General features: G+C 62.5%; 17 protein-coding genes. 8 read left to right on the top strand and 9 right to left on the bottom strand.

Going from position 1 to position 22,110, the window contains the following annotated elements; all coding sequences use genetic code 11:
* Positions 1-104 precede the first annotated feature (104 nt).
* Positions 105-3,908 (top strand): PAS domain S-box protein, encoded by a 3,804-nt coding sequence (locus tag NKH71_RS27490; RefSeq protein WP_352482380.1) that lies wholly within the window; start codon positions 105-107, stop codon positions 3,906-3,908.
* A gap of 274 nt (positions 3,909-4,182) precedes the next feature.
* On the opposite strand, the gene NKH71_RS27485 is transcribed toward NKH71_RS27490, so the two are convergent.
* The gene (locus tag NKH71_RS27485) at positions 4,183-6,141 is read right to left on the bottom strand and encodes an acetoacetate--CoA ligase (RefSeq protein WP_352791191.1); all 1,959 of its coding nucleotides are present in this window, start codon (positions 6,139-6,141) and stop codon (positions 4,183-4,185) included.
* A 182-nt stretch (positions 6,142-6,323) separates the two neighbouring features.
* On the opposite strand from NKH71_RS27485, the gene NKH71_RS27480 reads away from it, so the two are divergent.
* A complete protein-coding gene (locus tag NKH71_RS27480; protein WP_023719392.1) occupies positions 6,324-8,174 on the top strand; it encodes an AsmA family protein in 1,851 nt (616 codons plus the stop codon).
* 11 nt (positions 8,175-8,185) lie between these two features.
* On the opposite strand, the gene NKH71_RS27475 is transcribed toward NKH71_RS27480, so the two are convergent.
* The 5 genes from NKH71_RS27475 to NKH71_RS27455 form a co-directional block, all read right to left on the bottom strand.
* On the bottom strand, positions 8,186-9,004 hold the full coding sequence (locus tag NKH71_RS27475) for an ABC transporter permease (RefSeq protein ID WP_352791192.1): 819 nt from the start codon (positions 9,002-9,004) through the stop codon (positions 8,186-8,188).
* Positions 9,001-9,969: an ABC transporter permease subunit gene (locus tag NKH71_RS27470; protein WP_031194151.1), complete on the bottom strand. Its 969-nt coding sequence runs from the start codon at positions 9,967-9,969 to the stop codon at positions 9,001-9,003. Before NKH71_RS27470 ends, NKH71_RS27475 begins: the two co-directional genes overlap by 4 nt.
* A 9-nt stretch (positions 9,970-9,978) precedes the next feature.
* Complete coding sequence (locus NKH71_RS27465; protein WP_352791194.1) at positions 9,979-11,118, bottom strand: ABC transporter ATP-binding protein; 1,140 nt, start codon at positions 11,116-11,118, stop codon at positions 9,979-9,981.
* A gap of 72 nt (positions 11,119-11,190) precedes the next feature.
* Positions 11,191-12,291 (bottom strand): polyamine ABC transporter substrate-binding protein, encoded by a 1,101-nt coding sequence (locus NKH71_RS27460; protein WP_352791200.1) that lies wholly within the window; start codon positions 12,289-12,291, stop codon positions 11,191-11,193.
* A gap of 352 nt (positions 12,292-12,643) precedes the next feature.
* Positions 12,644-13,591, bottom strand: a complete 948-nt coding sequence (locus tag NKH71_RS27455) for a DMT family transporter (protein WP_352791196.1) — start codon at positions 13,589-13,591, stop codon at positions 12,644-12,646.
* A gap of 246 nt (positions 13,592-13,837) precedes the next feature.
* Here NKH71_RS27455 and NKH71_RS27450 point away from each other — a divergent pair, with 246 nt between their 5' ends.
* On the top strand, positions 13,838-14,584 hold the full coding sequence (locus tag NKH71_RS27450) for a class I SAM-dependent methyltransferase (RefSeq protein ID WP_352482383.1): 747 nt from the start codon (positions 13,838-13,840) through the stop codon (positions 14,582-14,584).
* A gap of 43 nt (positions 14,585-14,627) precedes the next feature.
* On the opposite strand, the gene NKH71_RS27445 is transcribed toward NKH71_RS27450, so the two are convergent.
* Positions 14,628-16,079, bottom strand: a complete 1,452-nt coding sequence (locus NKH71_RS27445) for a helix-turn-helix domain-containing protein (protein ID WP_352482384.1) — start codon at positions 16,077-16,079, stop codon at positions 14,628-14,630.
* A gap of 239 nt (positions 16,080-16,318) precedes the next feature.
* Here NKH71_RS27445 and aceA point away from each other — a divergent pair, with 239 nt between their 5' ends.
* Entirely contained in the window at positions 16,319-17,608 is a 1,290-nt protein-coding gene (gene aceA, locus NKH71_RS27440; protein ID WP_023719401.1) for an isocitrate lyase, read from the top strand.
* Between the two features lie 61 nt (positions 17,609-17,669).
* Positions 17,670-17,912 (top strand): SMc00767 family acetate metabolism repressor, encoded by a 243-nt coding sequence (locus NKH71_RS27435; protein WP_352482385.1) that lies wholly within the window; start codon positions 17,670-17,672, stop codon positions 17,910-17,912.
* A 64-nt stretch (positions 17,913-17,976) separates the two neighbouring features.
* On the opposite strand, the gene NKH71_RS27430 is transcribed toward NKH71_RS27435, so the two are convergent.
* Positions 17,977-18,438: a RidA family protein gene (locus tag NKH71_RS27430; RefSeq protein ID WP_023719403.1), complete on the bottom strand. Its 462-nt coding sequence runs from the start codon at positions 18,436-18,438 to the stop codon at positions 17,977-17,979.
* Between the two features lie 431 nt (positions 18,439-18,869).
* Between NKH71_RS27430 and NKH71_RS27425 the strand changes: the two genes are divergently transcribed.
* Entirely contained in the window at positions 18,870-19,259 is a 390-nt protein-coding gene (locus NKH71_RS27425; protein WP_156948085.1) for an ANTAR domain-containing protein, read from the top strand.
* A 32-nt stretch (positions 19,260-19,291) separates the two neighbouring features.
* Here the strand turns inward: NKH71_RS27425 and NKH71_RS27420 are convergent, their stop codons facing one another.
* A complete protein-coding gene (locus NKH71_RS27420; RefSeq protein WP_352493833.1) occupies positions 19,292-20,008 on the bottom strand; it encodes an HAD family hydrolase in 717 nt (238 codons plus the stop codon).
* Between the two features lie 168 nt (positions 20,009-20,176).
* On the opposite strand from NKH71_RS27420, the gene NKH71_RS27415 reads away from it, so the two are divergent.
* The gene (locus tag NKH71_RS27415; RefSeq protein ID WP_023719406.1) at positions 20,177-21,610 is read left to right on the top strand and encodes a glutamine synthetase family protein; all 1,434 of its coding nucleotides are present in this window, start codon (positions 20,177-20,179) and stop codon (positions 21,608-21,610) included.
* Positions 21,611-21,677: 67 nt separating this feature from the next.
* Complete coding sequence (locus NKH71_RS27410) at positions 21,678-22,046, top strand: four helix bundle protein (protein ID WP_023719407.1); 369 nt, start codon at positions 21,678-21,680, stop codon at positions 22,044-22,046.
* Positions 22,047-22,110: the final 64 nt, after the last annotated feature.

The raw sequence follows: 22,110 nt of genomic DNA, 5'->3' as shown, positions 1-22,110 counted from the left end.
GATTCCGCTGGTTGCACGCTATGACTTGTGGACCTTCGCGCCGTCGGCTTTTATTAACAAAGCGTTAACCGCAAATTGCCCGCTCTGTGAGAGTCGCCAAGCGCATGCCGGCTGAAAACTACTCCTTCCTCGATGTTGCCGTGCTCGACGCGGTCCGCCTGCGGTTCGCCGCCGGCGACGCGATCGCCATTCTGTCGGCAGATCTCGAGCAGGTGATATGGGCCAACGGCCCCGGCGCAGCGGTATTCGGCTATCCCGACATCGGAGCCATCATCGGCGCTTCGGCAGGATTGCCGCTGATCGCCAGGCGCCAGATCATGGCAACCAGCGGTTTTCCGCGGATCGGCCGCGACCGTGCCATCACGGTCCGCCTGGCTACCGGGCTGACCAGCCGCGCGGTTGGTTTCCTGGCCAGCGCGGTGACCATGCCCGATGGCGAGGAAGCAATCATGCTGGCGTTGCCGGCGGCGCAGACCGGCTCGCGCAGCGCGGCCGAGATCGCCGATCGCGCCATCAGCGGCTTTACCGAAGACGGCCACTACATCGCCTTTGTCGATGCCAAGGGCAATATCGACGCCGCGTCGGACGGCTTTTCGTCGCTCGGCATCCGGCCTGAGACGCTGGCCGCGCTTGTCGCCGACGTGGCGAACGACAGCGACCGCATCGTCAAGCGCCTGGTTCCGGGCGGATCCAGCTCCTATCCGGCAGGCCTTGCCCGTCTGACAGACGAGCGGCACCTGCTGGTGGTGATCGACGAGGACCGGCTTGACGGCGGGGCCCCTGTTGGCGAGCGCGCCGTCGCGGAACCCGGCAGCGAGGCAGCAGCGGCGCCGAGCGGTCTTCCCCAGCCAACGGACCAGGACAACAAACAGCCAATCGCCGAGCCGCCAATCACCAACACCGGCGCGGCGGAGATCGACCTTGCCGCGATCGAAGGCAGCTCCGCATCGACGGAGCACGAGCCTGCCGACACAGCCAAGCAGGTTTCGGGGGCCGACAATCAGCACACGGCTGGCGAAACGCCGACGCAGCATGACCATTGGTACTTCAATGCGGGCGACGACACGCAGGTCCCGCCCGGGGCAGGTGTGCCCGGCGAAGTCGAGACACCAGCCAGCCCCGCCGCTTCGCAGGCCGGTCTGGACGCCCCGCAGGAAAGCGCCACACAAGCGATCAAAGCCGCTTCCCCGCCCCAGGGCCGCGGCCGCGTGATCGATCGTACGGCCGCGCCCATGCGTTTCGTCTGGCGTACCGACGCAGAGGGCCGGTTCAGTGCCCTGTCGCCGGAATTTGCCGAACTCGTCGGCAAGCCCGCCGCCGACGTGATCGGCCGCCGCTTCGGCGACGTTTCGGCCGCCTACGGCCTCGATGCTTCAGGCGAGATCGCCGGCCTGCTCGAACGGCGCGACACCTGGTCCGGCCGCTCCGTGCTGTGGCCGGTCGCCGGCACCGATCTGAAGATACCCGTCGATCTGGCGGCACTCCCGGTCTACAGCCGCAGCCGCGTTTTCGAAGGTTTTCGCGGTTTCGGCGTCGCCCGCGGCGGCGATGCGGTGGTCGATCCGGACGCGGCCGGCATGGCCCTTGCCGCCGAGGAGGAACCTGCCGCGAGCGTCAGGCCGGAAGCCGTTGAACCTATCCCCGAGACACCGAAAGCCGCCGATCCGTTCCGAGGCGAAGTGCCGGCACTGACCATCGTGCCAAAGCCCGAGCGGCGCTTTGCCGACAAGGTGATCCGGCTGGCCGAGCACCGGCAGCCGGCCAACGACAAGGGCCTGTCGACGCTGGAACGCAGCGCGTTTCGCGAGATTGGCGAGCGTCTCAAGAAGGACAGCACCCCGGCCGAAAAGCCGGTAGACGAACAGCCCAGCGTCGGAAAGCCGAAGCCGGCTGCGGAGACCGCGACCAAAGTCGACGCAGCCGGCAAGACCGGCGAGCCAAAGCTGAAAAAAGCCGGTCCGACGGACAAGGGTGAAATGCCGGCGCCAGGTCCGGAAAGCGAGGCGGCCGAACCGCCCGAGGCCGATGCCGAGGACCAGAAGGACCTCGCCCGGCTCGACGGCGAGCAGCGCGACGAGACGGCAGAAGAGACGCAAGCCGGCGAACCCGTCGCACGCCCTGCCTCCGGGTCGCTGCTCGACTATGCCGACCGCGAACCCAGCGACGAAGCCCAGGAAGGCATCGAGCCCAGCACGAACCGTCGAACGATCGGCGCCGAAGCGCCGCGGGATGGCGAAGACGACGACAGCATGACAGCGGAGGATTTCCGCGACGCCGAGGACAGCGAAGATTGGTCCGATGACAGCGAAGCCGCAGCCGGCGATGCCGGCTCGGCGCCGCCCATCGGGCGGCCGCAGGCACCACCGCTCAAACTAAACGGCTTCGTGCCGTCGGCGTTTGCCGGAGAGGGCAACAAGGGTCCGGACACCTCGATCCTCGGCAAGCTGCCAGTGCCGGTGCTTATCCATTCCGGCGACCAGCTGCACTACGCGAACGAGGAATTCCTCGGCCTGACCGGCTATGCGACGCTCAATGCCTTGGACGAGGCCGGCGGGCTCGGCGCGCTGTTTGCCGACCCTTATTCCGACGACGGCAGTTCCGACGGCAGCGACCGCGCTCTACGGCTGAAGACGCGCGACGGTCAGGAGTTTCCGATCGACGCGATTTTACGCTCCGTCCCCTGGGGAAACGGCAAGGCGCTGATGCTGGTCGTACGCCGTTCCGGCGACGAAGCAGTAGCCATTCCACATGGCGCCGCCGACGACCAAACGCAGCCGGATGTTTCCGAGCTCAAGGCACGCATTGCCGAAATGCGCACCATCATCGACACCGCCACCGACGGCGTCGTGCTGATCGGCCGTAACGGAACGATCCGTTCAATTAGCCGTCCGGCGGAAGCGCTGTTCGGCTTCGACAGCGACGAGGTGACCGGCAAACCGTTCATCTCGCTGTTTGCGATCGAAAGCCAGCGCGCGGCGCGTGACTATCTCGAGGGGCTGTCGGAGCCCGGCGTTGCAAGCGTGATGAACGATGGCCGCGAGGTGATCGGACGCGAGGCGCAGGGGCGCTTCATCCCACTGTTCATGACCATCGGCAGACTGCCCAACGACAGCGGCTTCTGCGCGGTGGTGCGCGACATTACCCAGTGGAAGCGCGCCGAAGAGGACCTGACCCAGGCGCGCGCGGTCGCCGAACGCGCCTCGTCGCAGAAGACGGATTTCCTGGCCCGCATCAGCCACGAGATCCGCACGCCGCTCAACGCCATCATCGGCTTTTCCGAGCTGATGGTGGACGAGAAATTCGGGCCGGTGGCCAATGACCGCTATCGCGACTATCTGCGCGACATCAACCGTTCGGGCAACCACGTGCTCGATCTGGTCAACGACCTGCTCGACATTTCGAAAATCGAGGCCGGTCAGCAGGAGATGGCTTATGAGGCGGTGTCGCTCAACGACACGCTGGCCGAGACCGTGGCGATGATGCAGCCGCAAGCCAACCGGGAACGCGTCATCATCCGCTCCAGCTTCGCCTCGCGACTGCCGGAAGTGGTGGCCGATCTGCGCAGCGTGCGGCAGATCGCGCTCAACATCTTGTCGAACGCCGTCCGCTACACGCAGGCCGGCGGCCAGGTGATCGTGTCGACGGCCTATGAGCTCTCCGGCGACGTCGTCATGCGCGTGCGCGATACCGGCATCGGCATGAGCCAGTCCGAGATCGAGCAGGCGCTGAAGCCGTTCAAGCAGATCAACGCGCTGAAGCGCGGCCGCGGCGACGGCACCGGTCTCGGGCTGCCGCTGACGAAGGCGATGGTCGAAGCGAACCGTGCCCGGTTCACCATCAACTCGACGCCCGGCGAGGGAACCCTGGTCGAAGTCGCCTTCCCCTCGACCCGCGTGCTGGCCGGTTAGGTCTATGGCTGCGCAAAGAAAAAAGGCGTCCAATGGGACGCCTTGAATGATAGAATTGCTGTCACAACGGGGGCTTGAGCGAATCAGATCCTCTGGGGGCTAAGAGGAACGGGATTTCTCCCTCAAGTTACGCACGACTATCGATGCCGGGCCTTAACAAATCCTTACCGGCACGCCGGAAAATTTACCAATGTGTACCACTCATGAAATCTAGGTAAATTCCGCGGAGACATTTCGTTAACCATGACCCCGGTTCCCAGCCCGGGCTCCATGCTCAGTCGGCAAGCTGCGGCAGGTTGCGGAACAGCTCGAGCGCTTCGGGATTGGCGAGCGCTTCCTTGTTCTTGATGGCGCGGCCATGCACCATGTCGCGGACCGCGAGCTCGGTAATCTTGCCCGATTTGGTGCGCGGTATATCGCCGACGGCGACGATCTTGGCCGGCACGTGGCGCGGGCTCGCCCCGGTGCGGATTTTCGCGCGGATGCGTTTTTCCAGCTCGGCATCGAGTTCGACGCCGGCCGCCACCCGTACGAACAGCACGACACGCACGTCATTGTCGAAATCCTGGCCGATGCATAGCGCTTCGAGGATTTCCGGCATCTGCTCGACCTGATTGTAGATCTCCGCCGTGCCGATCCTAACACCGCCCGGATTGAGCGTGGCGTCGGAACGGCCATGGATGATCAGCCCGCCATGGGCGGTCCATTCGGCGAAATCGCCGTGGCACCAGACATTGTCGAAGCGCTCGAAATAGGCGGCCTCGTATTTCTTGCCGTCAGGGTCGTTCCAGAAGCCGATCGGCATTGCCGGAAACGGCTTGGTGCAGACGAGCTCCCCCTTCTCCTTGCGAAGCGGACGGCCATCATCGTCCCAGACGTCGACGGCAAGGCCGAGGCCGGGTCCCTGGATCTCGCCGGGCCATACCGGTTCGATCGGCACGCCGAGCACGAAGCAGGAGACGATATCGGTGCCGCCGGAGATCGAGGCGAGATGCACGTCCTTCTTGATGCCTTCATAGACGAAACGGAAATCTTCCGGCGACAGCGGCGAGCCGGTCGAGGAGATGGTGCGCACACTGTAAAGATCATGCGTGTGGATCGGCTTGAGGCCGGCCTTGCGCACGGAATCGATGAATTTGGCCGAGGTGCCGAAATAGGTCATCTTCTCGGCATCGGCGAAGTCGAACAGCGCATTGCCGTCCGGGTAGAAAGGCGAGCCGTCATAGAGCAGCAAGGTGGCGCCCGACGCCAGGCCCGACACCAGCCAGTTCCACATCATCCAGCCGCAGGTGGTGAAATAGAAGAAGCGATCGCCGTCGAGCAGGCCGGCATGCAGCCGCTCTTCCTTGACGTGCTGGATCAGCGTTCCGCCGGCTGAATGGACGATGCATTTGGGGATGCCGGTCGTGCCTGACGAAAACAGGATGTAGAGCGGATGCGAAAACGGCAGCCTTTCGTAACTGACAGGCCTGGCGGCAAAGGGTGACAGCGCCTCCTCCAGCGCAGCCGCCTTGCCGATGGTTGCCGCGACGTCGGTCGACGTGCCGAGATAATCGACGATCAGGACTTTGCGCACGGTGGCGAGCTTCGCCACCACAGCCGCGATCTTGTCGGCGACTTCGATCGCCTTGCCATTGTACCAGTAGCCGTCCGGCGCGATGAAGACGACAGGCTCGATCTGGCCGAACCGGTCGAGAACACCCTGCTCGCCGAAATCTGGGGAGCAGGACGACCAGACGGCGCCGATCGAGGCGGCAGCCAGCATCGCCGCAACGGTCTCCGGCATGTTCGGCATCATCGCGGCGATGCGGTCGCCCTTCTTCACCTTGAGCGACAGGAAGAGCTGTTGCAGGCGCGAGGTCAGCGCATGCAGCTCGTTCCAGGACAGCCGCCGCTCGACCTTGTCCTCGCCGCGAAAGACGACTGCGTCGCCAAGCCCGGTTTTCTTCAGAAGATTCTCGGCGAAGTTCAGCTTCGCGTCAGGGAAGAAGGTCGCGCCGGGCATCTTGTCGCCATCGACCAGCACGCGTTCGCCCTTGTCGCCGACGATGCCGCAAAAGTCCCAGACCAGGCTCCAGAAGGTCTCGCGGTCATCGATCGACCAGCGATGCAGGTCGGCATAGGAGGAGAAAGCCTTGCCGGCCCTGCTCGCCGCGGCGTTCATGAAGGCGGTCATCGGCGCTGCGTCGATCTGCTCTTGCGTCGGCATCCAGAGCGGTGCGTCGTCGGCCATCATTGTTCCTCCGCAGGCTGCATCGCTTATGCATATCGCGATGCAGCAGAGCAAGATTTTGTTGGACCGCGCCGGTCAGGGTGTGCGCAAATGCCATCGCCGGGCCATAAAGACTTGAAATGCGTCAGCCGTCGGTTACACCCGTCGGGCGATTTTGTCGGAATGGAAGCATACGGGGCGATATGCCATCACCTTTGATCCGACGCGGAATATGGGCGATCGGCGCAGCCGTCACCGTCGTCGCGCTGGTCGTTGCAGCCTTGCCGTTGATCGCCTCGACCCGTATCGTGCGTGACCGCATCGCGTGGGAAATGAGCGCCTGGAGCGGTTTCAGGGTCACCATCGACGGCGCGCCGCGCATCGAGGTCTGGCCGAATTTCCGGGCGATCCTGAGCGACGTGACGCTGTCGCAATGGACAGAGACGGATGCACCGCCTGTGATCGAGGCCGAACGGGTCGAGGTCGACCTCTCGGCCATGGCGGCGCTGCGTGGCGACGTGGTGTTTTCGACGGCGCGGCTGGTGCGACCGACGATCAGGGTTCAGCGTACCGCGAGCGGGTTTTTCCTGCCTGCGATTCCGAGCGGCGGGCGCATTACGCGTTCGATCGATGCTGCCCGCGCGGTGATCAACACAAATCCCGCCAAGCCGGATCTCGGCAAGCTGCCGGCAGATCCGTTCGGCACAGTCGAGTTCAGGGATGGCCGCGTGGTCGCCGCCATCGGCGGCAAGGACCAGGAGATATTGAGCAGCCTGAGCGGCCAGGCGAATTGGGCCGCGATGAACAGCAATGCGACGCTGTCGGCGACCGGGATATGGCGCGGCGAAAGCGTTTCCGTCGACGCCGCATCGCCGAACCCGCTTGTGCTGTTTGGCGGCGGCGCAGCACCGGTCACGCTTTCCTTCAAGGCGGCGCCGGCCAGCTTTTCCTTCGACGGGCTGGCCAGCATGTCGGAGAACGGCTATTTCGACGGCCAGGCAAAATTTGCCGCACCTTCGCTGCGACGCGTGCTCGAATGGTCGCAGGCCGGCATCGCGCCCGGTGCGGCAATCGGCTCGATCTCGGTTTCAAGCAAGATCACGGCGACGGCCGGGCGCATCAAATTCGAAAATACGGCCCTGACCCTCGACAACAACCCCGGAATGGGCGCGCTGGACTTCACCTACGGCGAGGCACTGCCGGTGATCTCCGGCACACTTGCCTTCGATACGCTCGACCTCAGATCGTTTCTCTCCGCCTTTACCCCCGTACCATCCGCCGGCGCCGCCGGCCCGGGCGAGATCGACACAAGCTTCGCCGACCGGATCAATCTCGATCTCAGGCTGTCCGCCGCGCATGCCACGGCAGGTGCAATCCAGCTTGCCGACGTCGCCGCCACCGCCCAGGTCAAGAACGGCCTCGCCGTCTTCGACATCTCCGATGCATCCGCCTTTGGCGGCAACGTCCAAAGCAGCGTCCGTTTCGACCGCAAGCCCGCCGGCACGGAAGTCGAGATCCGGCTGCTTGCTTCCGACATCGACGGCGGCGCTTTCGGCACCGCGGCCGGGATGACGCGGCTGGTGCCGATCGGCACCGGAACCGTTTCGGTCATCCTCAAGGGGCCGGGCAGAACCTGGGACTCCATTTTCGAAAACGCCAATGGCTCGCTGTCCGCGACCTTCGGCGCGGGTGCGCTGAGCCGGCTTAACCTGCCGGCGTTCCTCAAGCACACCGAACAGGGTGGATTCTTTGCGCTTGACGACGTCTCGGACGGAACGCTGCCGATCGACGGGGCCGAGCTCAAGGCGAGCGTTTCGAACGGCGTGGCGCGCATCGACAAGGCCGAGGTGAATTCCGCGCAATACAAGATCTGGCTTTCCGGCATCGCATCCTATGCCGGACGCGGGCTGGCGCTGTCCGGCGGCATCGTCCAGCCGAGCCAGGCTGCCACGCAGACGAACGGCCAAGCGCCCAAGCAGTCGTCGTTCTTCGTCGGCGGCACCTGGAGCACGCCGTTCATCTCGCCGATAAGTCGCGGTGTTTCAGGCGAGTAAGCAGCAGGAACTCAACCTCGCTGCGCCGCCTGCTCGTCGCGCTGCCGCTGCACCTCGCGGCGTTTGTTTGCGAGCGAAGCGATGATCACGCCAACTGCGACGACCGCGATCAGAATGGTGCACGCCGCGTTGATTTCCGGCGTCACGCCAAGGCGGACCTGGCTGTAGATCTTCATCGGCAGCGTCGTGGCGCCAGGCCCCGAGGTGAAGCTGGCAATAACCAGGTCGTCGAGCGAGAGCGTGAAGGCCAGCATCCAGCCAGAGACGATCGCCGGCATGATGACCGGCAGTGTGATCTGGAAGAAGGTCCTTACCGGCGGCGCACCGAGATCCATCGCGGCTTCTTCCAGCGAACGATCGAACGTGATCAGGCGCGATTGGACCACCACAGCGACGAAGCACATGGTCAGCGTGGTGTGGGCAAGCGTCACCGTGAGAAAGCCGCGGTCGAAGCCGACAGCGACGAAGAGCAGCAATAGCGACAGGCCGGTGATGACTTCCGGCATGACCAGCGGCGCAAACACCATGCCGGAAAACAGCAGCCGGCCGCGAAAGCGCGTGTAGCGCGTCAGGGTGAGCGCGGCCAGAGTGCCGAGCACGGTCGCCACGGTGGCCGAGATGACGCCGACGCGCGCCGTCACCCAGGTGGCGTCCATCAGACCCTGATTGTGGAACAGCGACACGTACCATTTCGTCGAGAAGCCGCCCCAGACGGTGACCAGCTTCGACTCGTTGAAAGAGAACACGACGAGCAGGACGATCGGCAGGTAGAGAAAGGCAAAGCCGAGCACGATCGAAACGATGTTGAAGCGGCTCCAGGTAGCGTTCATAGGTCCTGCTCCTGGGCACGCGCCTGGGCTCGCTGGAAGAGCATGATCGGCACGATCAGCAGCAGCAGCAAGATGACGGCAACGGCAGACGACACCGGCCAGTCGCGGTTGCCGAAGAATTCGCTCCACAGCGTCCTGCCGATCATCAGTGTCTGTGAGCCGCCGAGCAGATCGGGGATGACGAACTCGCCGACGGCGGGAATGAACACCAACAGGCAGCCGGCGATGACGCCGGGCAGCGACAGCGGGAACGTGATCTTCCAGAAGGCGCTGGTCGGCGGGCAGCCGAGATCCTTGGCGGCCTCGATCAGCGAATTGTCCATCTTCTCCAATGCCGAATAGAGCGGCAGGACCATGAACGGCAGATAGGAGTAGACGATGCCAATGAAGATCGCCGTGTAGGTGTTGAGGATGATCAGCCGATGGCTGATGATGCCGGTGGCGAGCAGCAGCTCGTTGAGCAGGCCCTCGGGCTTGAGAATGCCGATCCAGGCGTAGACACGGATCAGGAACGAGGTCCAGAACGGCAGGATCACCAGCATCAGCAAGGTCGGGCGGATCGTCGCCGGAGCGCGTGCCATGCCATAGGCGATGGGATAACCGATCACCAACGTCAGGACCGTCGAGATGGCGGCGACGATGACGCTCGTCACATAAGCGTTGAAGTAGAGCGCGTCCTGCGTCAGCCAGATGTAGTTGTCAAAATTGAGCGCGCCAAACCACGCGACAACCCCGGAAACGCCGTCGCGGAAATCGAGCACCGGCGTGTAGGGCGGCATGGCTATCGCGGTCTGCGACAGCGAAATCTTAAAGACGATGATGAAGGGGACGAGAAAGAAGAACAGCAGCCAGAGGTAGGGGATGATGATGACGAGACGGCTAACCAAAGCCGCTCCCAGCCTGGCCAAGGCGGATTTGCCGGCAGCGCTTGCCGAGGAGCTTGTTGCGGCGGTGACAGCGGACATGATCAGTCCCTACCGTGTCAGCACGACGCCGGCGTCGGGTCGGAAGGAAACCCAGGCGCGGTCGTTCCAGGTCAGCGGATCCTCGGTGATGCGTGCCGCGTTCATGGTACTTGCCCGCACCACCTGACCGTCATCCAGCCTGACGTGATAGATGGTCATGTCACCGAGATAGGCGATGTCGTAGACCTCGCCCTCGATGGCATTGACGGCACCAGCCGGTTTCGTGGAGGAAACCTTGATCTTCTCCGGCCTGATAGCAAAGGTAACGGACGTTCCGGCGGCGGCACGGCCGGCATTTTCGGTGCGGATGGTGATGCCGTTGCCGGCGTCGATGCTTGCGCTGCCGGCCTCGCCAGCCGCGATCTTGCCGTCGAACATATTCACATTGCCGACGAAGCCGGCGACGAAGCGGGAACCCGGCGCCTCGTAGACCTCGGCCGGCGTCGCCACCTGCATCACCTCGCCCTTGTCGATGATGGCGATGCGGTCGGCCATCGTCATCGCCTCTTCCTGGTCATGGGTGACGACGACGAAGGTGAGGCCAAGGCTCTGCTGCAGATCCATCAGCTCGAACTGGGTTTCCTCGCGCAGCTTCTTGTCCAGCGCGCCAAGCGGCTCATCGAGCAGCAGGACTTTCGGCCGCTTGGCCACAGAGCGGGCCAGTGCGACACGCTGGCGCTGGCCGCCCGACAATTGGTGCGGCTTGCGTTTGGCGAACTGCTCGAGTTTGACCAGCTTCAGCATCTCGGCGACGCGCTTGTCGATATCGGCCTTGGCCATGCCTTCCTGCTTGAGGCCGAACGCGATGTTGTTCTCGACCGTCATGTGCGGAAACAAGGCGTAGGACTGGAACATCATATTGACCGGCCGCCGATATGGCGGGATGCCGCGCAGATCCTGGCCATCGAGCAGGATACGGCCGGCGGTCGGTTCCTCGAAGCCGGCAAGCATCCTGAGCAGCGTCGATTTCCCGCAGCCCGAGGCCCCGAGCAGGGCAAAGAATTCGCGTTCGAAGATGGTCAGCGACAGATTGTTGACGGCAGTGAAGTCGCCGAACTTCTTGGTGACGTTGTCGAACTGGATGTATGGCTTGGCATTCGGATCGTTCCATGGCGCGAAATCCCTGCGGATGCTGCCAAGCGATTTCATGTCCCACTCCGTGCCTGATTCTGCCCCTGAAAAACGACCCCGGCAGTCAGCCACCGGGGTCGCGTCAGATCACTATTGTCCCGTGATGACCTTGGTCCACGATCTGGTGACGAGACGTTGCGTCTTGGGGTCATATGGACCGACAGTGAACAGCTTGGCCAGCGTCGAGTCATCCGGATAAATGCCCGGGTCATCAAGGATCTCCTTGCTGACGAGCGGCTGAGAGGCCTTGTTGCCATTGGCGTAGAAGACAAAGTTGGTGGATTTGGCAATAACTTCTGGTCTCATCATGTAGTTCAGAAATTCGTGTGCCTCGGCGACATGCGGTGCATCGGCCGGGATCGCCATTTCGTCGAACCACATTTCCGCACCTTCCTTTGGAATCGTGTAGGCGATGTCGACCCCCTTTTTCGCTTCCGCCGCACGGTCGCGGGCCTGGAAGAGATCCCCCGAAAATCCGACAGCCACGCAGATGTCGCCATTGGCGAGCGCGTTGATGTATTCCGACGAATGGAATTTGCGGATAGATGGCCGGATGCTCAGCATGAGATCTGTGGCCTTGGCAAGGTCGTCAGGAGAGGTCGAGTCAGGCTTGAGGCCAAGATAGTTCAGCACAGTCGGAAAAATGTCTGTAGGCGAATCCAGGAAGTACACGCCACAATTGGCGAGCTTGGCGATATTCTCCGGCTTCAGGACCGCATCCCAGCTGTCGATCTTATCGACGCCGAGGGCTTCCTTCACTTTCTCGGTGTTGTAGCCAATGCCTGTGGTCCCCCACATGTAGTTGACCGAGTATTCGTTGCCGGGGTCGAACTTCGCAACCCGCTCCATCACCACGTTCCACATATTGGAAAGGTTGGGCAGCTTCGACTTGTCCAGCTTCTGATATACCCCGGCCTGGATTTGACGGGCCAGGAACGGGCTTGCCGTCGGCACCACGACATCGTAGCCGCTACCACCGGCAAGCAGCTTGGTTTCGAGAATTTCGTTGGAATCATAGGTGTCGTAGACGACCTTGATGCCGGTTTCCTTGGTGAAGTCGTCGATGATCGAACTGTCGATATAGTCCGACCAGTTGAAGACATTGACGACACGGTCCTCGGCATGCACGCCCAAGGTAAAAACTGCCAGAAACGCCGAAGTCGCCGAAAGCCAGAGCGCTTTGCGGGTCATGCTATTCTCCTTTGATGAGTGTTCCGTCGCCAGCTCGTCGCGGCGTGCGCCCGGCTGGGCATTTGCTTCAGGGTATTGAGCTTGCAGGCAGGCCACAAGCGCGAATTGCCGGCGCCATTATGGTTCGGCGACGAGGCGACAGTGAAGACTTGGCGTGGCGTTGGTGGTGTTGCGGCGCCGTCAGAAGCTTTCGCTACGGCGCGCGCAGGGAGACGACGATGTTGTCCGGCCTCGATGCAGCCGGCATGGAGACTTGGCAAGATACGCCTGTCTTGTTGTTGCCGTGATCGCAGCCTGCCCGCGCGGCTGCGACATTGTCAATGGTCCATCTCGCTTTGGCGCGCGCGCTGCATCAATTAGGCGAAGGCACACCGGTGACGCCCGCCCGCTGCGGCCGCGCCTGGCGCTTGAATTCGAGCCCGATATGGACGAGGAGCGCCGTGACGACGACCGCACCGCCGACGATGGTACGCGCCGACGGCACCTCGGAATGAATGAGCCAGACCCAGATCGGGCCTAGGATCGGCTCGAACGTGCCGAGCAGCGCCGCCACGGCCGCCGGAACAAGCCGGGCGCCGGTGGCGAAGAAGGCGAGGCCGAGCCCCAGATTGACCACGCCGAAGGCAAAAAGGAAGCCCATATCGTGGCTGGAAACGCCCAGTGCCGACGCCTGCGATGCCGCGAAGGCGGCCGCCAGCATCGTCCCGAGGCACGTCGCCGGAGTCATGCGCACATGGGCAAAGCGGCGCGTGATGACGGTTGCGATCGAGAACATAACGGCAATGAGCAGCGCCAGCCCATCGCCGATCGGCGATACGGCGCCATCGAGCGATTCCGAGACCATGACGGCGACGCCAGCAATGACGGCGGCGATCGCCAGCCAGGTCGCCACGGCCACCCGCTCGCGAAACAGCGCCCAGGCAAACAACGCCGCCAGAAGCGGCACACCGGCCTGCATCAACAGGATGTTGGCGACGGTGGTATATGCAAGCGCCACGACGAAAGAGGTCGACGCCGTGGCGAAACAAAACGCCACCGCAAGGCCGGCCAGGCCCATGCCGCGAAACAGCTTCAGCGTGCCACGCCAGCCGTCGCGCCAGACCATGAAGCAGAGCAGGAAGGCGGCGGCCCAGACCGAGCGCCAGAACACCACCGTCCAGCTGTCGCCGGCATCGATGAAACGGGCAATGGTACCGCCGAGGCTCCACATCAGCGCCGACAGGAACACCAGCAGGAAACCGATACGCTCCTCATTTCGCGGAGGCGAAACGGCGATCTGCGGTGATGATATGTCGGTCATGATTACGACTGTCGGCGGTTTCGAGGCGGCACGATGCAAAGCGGACGACAGAAACGTGCCTTAATCGCGTAACGCAAAGACGGGGATGGGGAGTGATCCAGCATCGTGTTCCATTTGGCGCACCGACAGGTGCACAGAGATGCCCGATCATCGACAGACGCCCCATGCTCGACGTACGGTGCAAATGTATAGGGCGCCCCCATGGATGAGCCATTCTACAAAACGGCGGCGATTGGCTATGACGAGTTGTTCGCCCGTGCGACGAACTCGTTTATCCCGTCCTTGCTGAAGGCAGCACGGATTGCGCCTGGCCATCGCGTGCTCGACGTCGCAACGGGCACCGGAGCGGCAGCGCAAGCCGCTGCCATCATTGTAGGCCCTTCCGGCGCCGTGATTGGCGGCGACATCTCGCCGGCCATGCTCGAATCCGCCAAACGCAATTTGAAAGACCAGCCAATCACCCTCGCTACGTTCGACGCTCACGCGCTTCCTTATGAGGACCGTCGGTTCGACACAGTGACCTGTCAGCTTGGGCTCATGTTCTTCTCGGACCAGCTTGGAGCGCTTTCGGAATTTCGCCGGGTTCTGCGCCCCAACGGCTGGACTGCAGTTAGCGTGACAACGACGCCAGAGCGTTCGTTGTTCGCCAGAATAGGTGCGGTAATCGCCCGCCATGCCCCTGAGAAAGCTGAAAAGCTAAATCGCTTCTTCTCCGTCCCCGACGCCACATGCTTGCATGATTTGCTCTATCGCGCCGGGTTTCGAAAGATTGACGTCCAGCTCGAAACGCGGCCCATCAAGTTCTCGTCCTTCGACGACTATTTCAGCGGCATCGCCAAGGGCGCAACATTGAGCGGTCAGGAGTATGTCCAGCTTCCTCCGGATATGAAGCACATCGTGCGCGAGGAGGTCTGGCGCGGGCTAGCTTCGCCGAGCCCTGGAGAGCCGCTGACGATTGAAATGGACGTTCTGATAGGCAGCGGTAGCCGATAGAAGAATGCGCCCGCGGCACGATCCCCGGCAACTCTGTTTGCCGTCACTGAAAATCGAACGCCGACAGTCCCGTCACCATCTCGTCGAGGCCGAGCGGGCGTGTCAGCGGTGGCTCGGCGCGGGCGAGGCAGCCGATGCGTTCACACAGCCGGCAGGCAGGGCCGACCGGCGTCGCGGACACAGTGGCGTTCTGTCCGGCCTTGCCGATGGCGGCCGGCCCCGGCAACGCTGCTCCATAGACGATCTCATCGCGAAAACCGATGTCGCAGCCGAGCAGCAGCGCGGTGCGGCGCGGTCGCTCGGCAAACGAGCCCTGCGGGCCTTCGAGCGTGCGGGCGATGCAGAGAAACGCCGCACCATCGGGCATTTCCACGGCCTCGACCAGGATTTGGCCGGGCTGGGCGAAGGTGGTATGGACCGGCAGCTTCGGACAGCCGCCGCCGAAGCGGCTTTGCGGAAAGCCGTGGCTGCCCGCCTTGCGGAAGCGATTGCCGGCACTGTCGACCTCGAGCATGAAGAACGGCACGCCCGACGCACCCGGCCGCTGCAGCGTGGTCAGCCGGTTCGCCGCTTGCTCGAAGGAAACGCCGAAGCGCGACCGCAACATGTCGATGTCATAGCGGGCGCGGACCGCAGCGGCGTGAAAAGGCTGATAGGGCATCATCAGCGCGTGCGCGGCATAGCGGCCGAGCTCGAAACGGGCGAGCCGGCGGGCTTCGTCCGTGGCCAGCTTCAGCGCCTGGATCTCGACAGCGACAGCAACGCTCATGCGGATCAGGCAGGCCTCCATAGCCACCTCGCGCAGCTGATCGAATGGCGACAGGCGCTCGGACAGGAACAGGCGCTGCGAGTGACGGTCATAGCGACGGCGCCAGTTGGGCATGGTGGCGACCGGCAGTACCTTGACGACGACGCCGAATTCACGCCGCAGCCAAGCCTTCAACGCACTGAACAGATCGTCGCCGGGATCGAGCACCGACGTGAATGCCTCGGCTTCCTCTTCGAGCGCGGTAAAATGGTTCGGCCGGCGTTCGAAAATCTCATGCACCTCGTCGATCGGCAGCCGGGCGCCGGAGAGTGCGGTGGCTTTGCCCTCACGCGCGAGCAGCTCGTTGAGATCGGATAGCCGCGCGGCCTGCTCGCGATAGGCGCGAAACAGCTTTATCACAGCGGCGGAAGCGTTGGGCGCCGCCTCGGCAAGCTCGATGAGTTCCTGGTCGCCTGGCAGTTCGCCGGCCAGCAACGGATCTGAAAACACTTCCTTCAAATCGGCGACCGAACCCCTCGCCTCGCCCTGCAATTCATGTGGGTCGACCTTGTAGACGGACGCCAGTCTCAGGATCAGTTGCACCGTCAACGGCCGTTGGTTGCGCTCGATGAGATTGAGATAGGACGGCGAGATGCCGAGCCCTTCGGCCATCGCCGTCTGGGTCAGGCCCTTGGCGTTGCGGATGCGACGAATGCGCGGCCCGGCAAAGATTTTATGGTCGGCCAATCGACTGTCCTTGACAAGAATTTTACATCCGCTGATGGCATGGCGGCGTTTACAATCATGACAAATTTACAGCTCTCATCAGTCAAACACAACACAGGTTTTCTCTTATTTCATGGCCAATTTCGGAGTTTGTCTCGCTTGCCTAGTGCCGACATGTAAATGATGTCACGCACACGGCGCACATATTCCTTCTGTACGGCGTTTCCGAAACCGGCATTAAAGCCAGCCTGGAGTGACCAATAACCGATTTTTACAACCTTGTCCCGTCGGCGCCCCAAGGGCGCTTCGATGGCATCGAACGGCCGTATTCGCCAGAGGACGTGAGACGGCTGCGCGGCTCGGTGCAGATTCGGCAGAGCCTCGCCGAAATGGGGGCAAACCGGCTGTGGCAGCTCATCCATGAAGAGGATTTCGTCAACGCGCTCGGTGCCATGTCGGGCAACCAGGCAATGCAGCAGGTGCGGGCCGGGCTGAAAGCGATCTATCTGTCGGGATGGCAGGTCGCCGCCGATGCCAACACCGCTTCCGCCATGTACCCGGACCAGTCGCTTTATCCCGCAAATGCGGCGCCCGAACTGGTCAAGCGCATAAACCGCACCTTGCAGCGCGCCGACCAGATCGAGACTTCCGAAGGCAAGGGGCTGTCGGTCGACACCTGGTTCGCGCCGATCGTCGCCGATGCCGAAGCCGGCTTCGGCGGGCCGCTCAACGCCTTCGAGATCATGAAGGCATTCATCGAGGCGGGTGCGGCCGGCGTCCATTACGAGGACCAGCTGGCTTCGGAGAAGAAATGCGGCCACCTCGGCGGCAAGGTGCTGATCCCGACCGCTGCACACATCCGCAACCTCAACGCTGCGCGGCTTGCCGCCGACGTCATGGGCACGCCGACGCTGGTCGTGGCCCGCACCGATGCGGAAGCGGCACAGCTCTTGACCTCCGACATCGATGAGCGCGACCAGCCCTTCGTCGATTATGGCGCCGGCCGCACCGCGGAGGGCTTCTATCGTGTCAGCAATGGCATCGAGCCCTGCATCGCCCGCGCCGTCGCCTACGCGCCCTATGCGGACCTGATCTGGTGCGAGACTTCCAAGCCCGATCTGGCGCAGGCCAGGACGTTTGCCGAGGGTGTGCGCAAGCACCATCCCGGCAAGCTGCTTGCCTATAATTGCTCGCCGTCTTTCAACTGGAAGAAGAATCTCGACGACGCGACGATTGCGAAGTTCCAGAAGGAACTCGGCGCCATGGGTTACAAGTTCCAGTTCATTACGCTGGCCGGTTTCCACCAGCTCAACTTCGGCATGTTCGAGCTCGCCCGCGGCTACAAGGAGCGGCAGATGGCGGCCTATTCGGAACTGCAGCAGGCGGAATTCGCCGCGGAAGCCAATGGCTACACTGCCACCAAGCACCAACGCGAGGTCGGCACCGGCTATTTCGACGCCGTCTCGATGGCGATCACCGGTGGCCAGTCTTCGACCACGGCCATGCATGGATCGACCGAGCACGCCCAATTCAGGCCGGCAGCGGAATAGCGGAATAGCAGACAAACAGAGGGAACGCCCAAACGGGCATGACAACACAAGGAGAAGACCAATGGCATCGATAAGCCGCGTCAAGGAACGGGCCGAAGAGCAAGCCACCAGCATGAATGTCGACCAGCAGGCGACCATTCGCATGTTGGCGAACGATCTGCACAGGCTCAATCAGTCGGTGATGAAGGCGGTCGAGGCCGGCGTCTCGGTCGAACTGGTGCGCTCGGCACGTCACCATGGCGGCGATGGCAACTGGGGCGATCTGCTGATCCCGGTCATCGTCACACAGCGGAGCCCCGACTAATGAATTCTACCGCACCGCGCCTTTTTGAACGCATGCTATCGCACCTCGCAGGCTGCGGCTCTGCCTAGTCCGGCAGAGCTGCTAATGCAACGATTTCAATGACAAGATCAGACTGAGCAAGCGCTGCAACTCCAATAACTTCCGAGGGCGGCGGGTTGTTGTAGCTGCAGTGCTTCGGGCAGTGCACCGCAAAGAATTCGTCCAAGACGTCCAAGCGGAAATTGGGGGAGCTCAGAACGCCGCCATCGGGAAATGGCCCCTTAACAAAGAAGGTCAGCCGGATGAGATGCTCGAGCGCGCTGCCAAGCTCCTCCAGATCTGATTTGATGTTGGTGAGAACTGCGCGCCACTGTGCTGCCGCGTCGCCAATGGCGCCGCCGCCGCTTTTGCCGATCGGATCGTAGTCCTCGGCCGTCGCGGTATTTCCGGAAAGGTAGACAAACCCCTTTGCGCCGGTAACGACCGTACCCTTTCCCCATGGCATCAACCGGCCGTTTTTAAATTTCTTATGAGTCACGAGTTCCATTGTCATCTCCCGTCGCTCAAAGAGACGTGCTTAGCCAACGAGGAAGGATAGTCCAGCGAGGCGATGCGACAAGCTCGCGACAGACTTGCCTCGCCTTCATCCAACCTGCTTCAATCCGGCTACGGCTGCGAGTTGATGCGTTCGCGCTGCACAGCCAAACTTCGCTGAAGCCTGCCCAGTTGTAATGGCGACTTCTCCTTTCGAGCGGCGGCAAAGAAAAGCACTTAATTTTAATTTTAATGTTTCTTGCGATATTCTCCTGATATGCCATTTCAGCTTGACATGAGCAGCGATCTCACGCCAATTACCTCTCAAGTTTCAACCCTGCATTGAAACACTGAACAACGGCCTGCCCCGCCATGTGCCCAGCGAATCGCGAAATCGAGACTGCAAAGCAGGCGGCGTTCGTTAGCCGGGGCGTGGAGAAGCGGATGCTCCCAGATTTCTCGCGGGTGCTGGTGGTCGGAAAATCACCGATCAACCGGGTCGTGGTTTCAAAGATCGTTGAGCGGTCCGGCCTCAAACCGATCTCGGAAACTCCCGAAACCGCGGCAAAGGCCTTGCACGCGCTGATTCCCGGCACTGTCGTTCTCGACGGCGGAGCGGAGAACGGTGACTGCGACGCCTTGCTGTCGGGCATCGATGCGCTGCGAAGGGCGTCAGGCAAATCGCTTCCGTTGGTGATCCTGCTCTCAGTCAAGACCGGCACTCCGGAGACCCTGGGCCTGTCGAGCGTCATCGATGCGGTGGTCGTCAAGCCGATCACCACCGAACGGCTGCAGCCGGTGATCGACCGGCTGGTCGGGCTCGGCCGCAACTGACCTCTACCGCGACGCGTCGACTGCAGACCTGATCAATCAATCTCGCCGATACGCTCGATCAGGCCCGGCAGTTCACCGAGATTGGCTATCTGGCGAAAGCGCGGTGCTGAGACCGGCGGCTCGACATGCTCCAGCACCCAGGTCAGTTCATGCGGCACGTGGATGCCCCAACTGCCGGCTTCGATTGCCGGCACGACGTCCGATTTGAGCGAGTTGCCGACCATCATGCCCTTTTCCGGGCCATCGCCGTAGCGGCTGAAGATCCGGCTATAGGTGGCAGCGCTCTTGTCGCTGACGATTTCGACCGCATGGAACAACTCGCCCAGTCCGGATTGCGCGAGCTTGCGTTCCTGGTCGAAGAGGTCGCCCTTGGTGATCAGCACCAGGCGGTAGGCGCCGGCCAGCTTTTCCACGGTCTCGCGCGCATAGGGAAGCGGCTCGATCGGATGGCTGAGCATCTCGCGGCCCGCGGCGAGAATTTCGGCAATGGTTGAGGCAGGCACGTGGCCTTCGGTGACCTCGATCGCCGTCTCGATCATTGACAGCGTAAATCCCTTGATGCCGAAGCCGTAGACCGCGAGGTTGCGCTTCTCGACCTCCAGCAATCTTGCCGAAATCCAGTCCTCCTCGGCGTGGTCGGCGAGCAGCGCGGCAAAGCGCTTCTCGGTCATGCGGAAGAACTGTTCGTTCTGCCACAGCGTGTCGTCGGCGTCGAAGCCGATCGTCGTCAGTTTGCGGCTGTGTTGCATTCGGCGTCTTCAATTGCGGCGTTGCGGGACGCCGACCCTAGACCAGGATGTTTTTATCCGGAAGTCGTTGTGTTCCCCCGGTAATCGAGGCGCACGCTAGCCGGCTCCCCTTCCCTTTGGTCGCCGGCAACGGCTATACTCCACAATCTGCAACAAATCTGGTGATTGATGCCGCCTGCAAAAAAGGAAGTCCGTCCGTCGAGCCGCGGAGGACGCGCCCGCACGCCTGCCTTCGTGAAAAACCAACGTGGCGTCAAGAACTGGAAGGAAGTCAGCGCCTGGCTGGAATGGCGCGGCATCGAAGACATCGAATGCATCACGCCCGACCAGGCCGGGGTTGCGCGCGGCAAAATGATGCCGTCGAAGAAGTTCACCTCCAACACCTCGCTTGCCCTGCCTTCGGCGGTGTTCATGACGACGATCTCGGGTGGTTATCCGGAGGACGGCAACGGCTTCCACTATCCGGAGGACGATGGCGACCTCAAGCTGATGCCTGACCTCTCGACGCTGACGGTGGTGCCGTGGGAGGAGGACCCGACGGCGGCGGTCATCTGCGACCTCGTCCACCAGGACGGCCGCTCGGTCGAGTTCACACCGCGCAACGTTCTGAAGCGCGTGCTTGCCGCCTATGACAGACGCGGGCTGAGACCTGTGGTGGCGCCCGAGATCGAGTTCTACCTGGTGCGCAAGAACCCCGATCCGGACTACCCGCTGACCCCGCCAGTCGGGCGCTCCGGACGGCCGATCGGCGGCGGCGCCGGCTATTCGATCGCCGGGGTCAACGAATTCGACGAACTGATCGACGACATCTATCATTTCTCCGAAAGCCAGGGCCTGGAGATCGACACGCTGATCCACGAAGAGGGCGCCGGCCAACTCGAAATCAATCTGCGTCACGGCGATCCGATCGAGCTCGCCGACCAGGTGTTCATGTTCAAGCGAACCATCCGCGAGGCGGCGCTGAAGCACGAGATCTATGCCACGTTCATGGCCAAGCCGATCCAGGGGCAGCCCGGTTCGGCCATGCATATCCATCAGTCGATCATCGACAAGAAGACCGGCAAGAACGTCTTTTCCGCGGAGGACGGCTCGGAGACCGAGGCCTTCTTCCACTTCATCGGCGGCATGCAGAAACATGTGCCGAACGCGCTGGTGATGTTTGCGCCCTACGTCAATTCCTACCGGCGGCTGACGCAGGCGGCCTCGGCGCCGGTCAACAACAAATGGGGCTACGACAACCGCACCACGGCCTTTCGCGTGCCACGCTCCGACCCGGCAGCGCGGCGCGTCGAAAACCGCATTCCTTCCTCCGACGCCAATCCCTATCTGGCGCTGGCCGCATCGCTCGCTTGCGGGCTGATCGGCATGACCAATAAGATCAAGGCCGATCCGCCGGTACTGACGACCGCCAATGAGGATGAGATCGACCTGCCGCGCGGCCTGCTCGAAGCCGTCGACCTGTTCGAGGCCGACGAGGAACTCTGCGCCCTACTCGGCAAATCCTTCGCAGCGACTTATGCGGCGATCAAGCGGGCGGAATTCGAGACCTTCATGGAAGTGATCAGCCCATGGGAGCGGGAGTATTTGCTGCTGAATGTGTAGTAGGGGAGTAGGGCAATATGGCAGTAGGGCAGTTAGGGCAGTAGGGCAGTAGGGCAGTAGGGCAAGGATGACGGACAAGATCGCATCGTACAGGGATCTGATCGTCTGGCAGCAAGCCATGGACCTAACGGTTGCAATCTCCCAAGTCACAAGGACCTGGCCGAAGGACGAGCTCTACGGGCTGACGGGTCAGGTGCGTCGGGCAGCAACGTCTGTGCCAGCCAACATCGCCGAGGGTTACGGCCGAGAAAGCCGAGCTTCCTACCAGCAGTTTCTCAGGATCGCCCAGGGATCACTCAAGGAACTGGAGACACACCTTCTAATCGCGCAACGGGTTGGAATTACCTCTCGCGAGGCAGTCGAATCATTAATGCCTCACAGCGAGAGCGTAGGAAAGCTCTTGCGGCTTCTCATCCGCAAGCTGTCGGCTGAATAGACACCTACTGCCCTACTGCCCTACTGCCCTACTGCCCTACTGCCCTACTGCCCTACTGCCCTAC

Origin of the sequence: Mesorhizobium sp. M0983 (assembly GCF_040318975.1) — a bacterium.
GTDB lineage: Bacteria > Pseudomonadota > Alphaproteobacteria > Rhizobiales > Rhizobiaceae > Mesorhizobium.
Note: the sequence above shows the minus strand (reverse complement) of the source record. Positions and strands in the feature narration are given on the sequence as shown.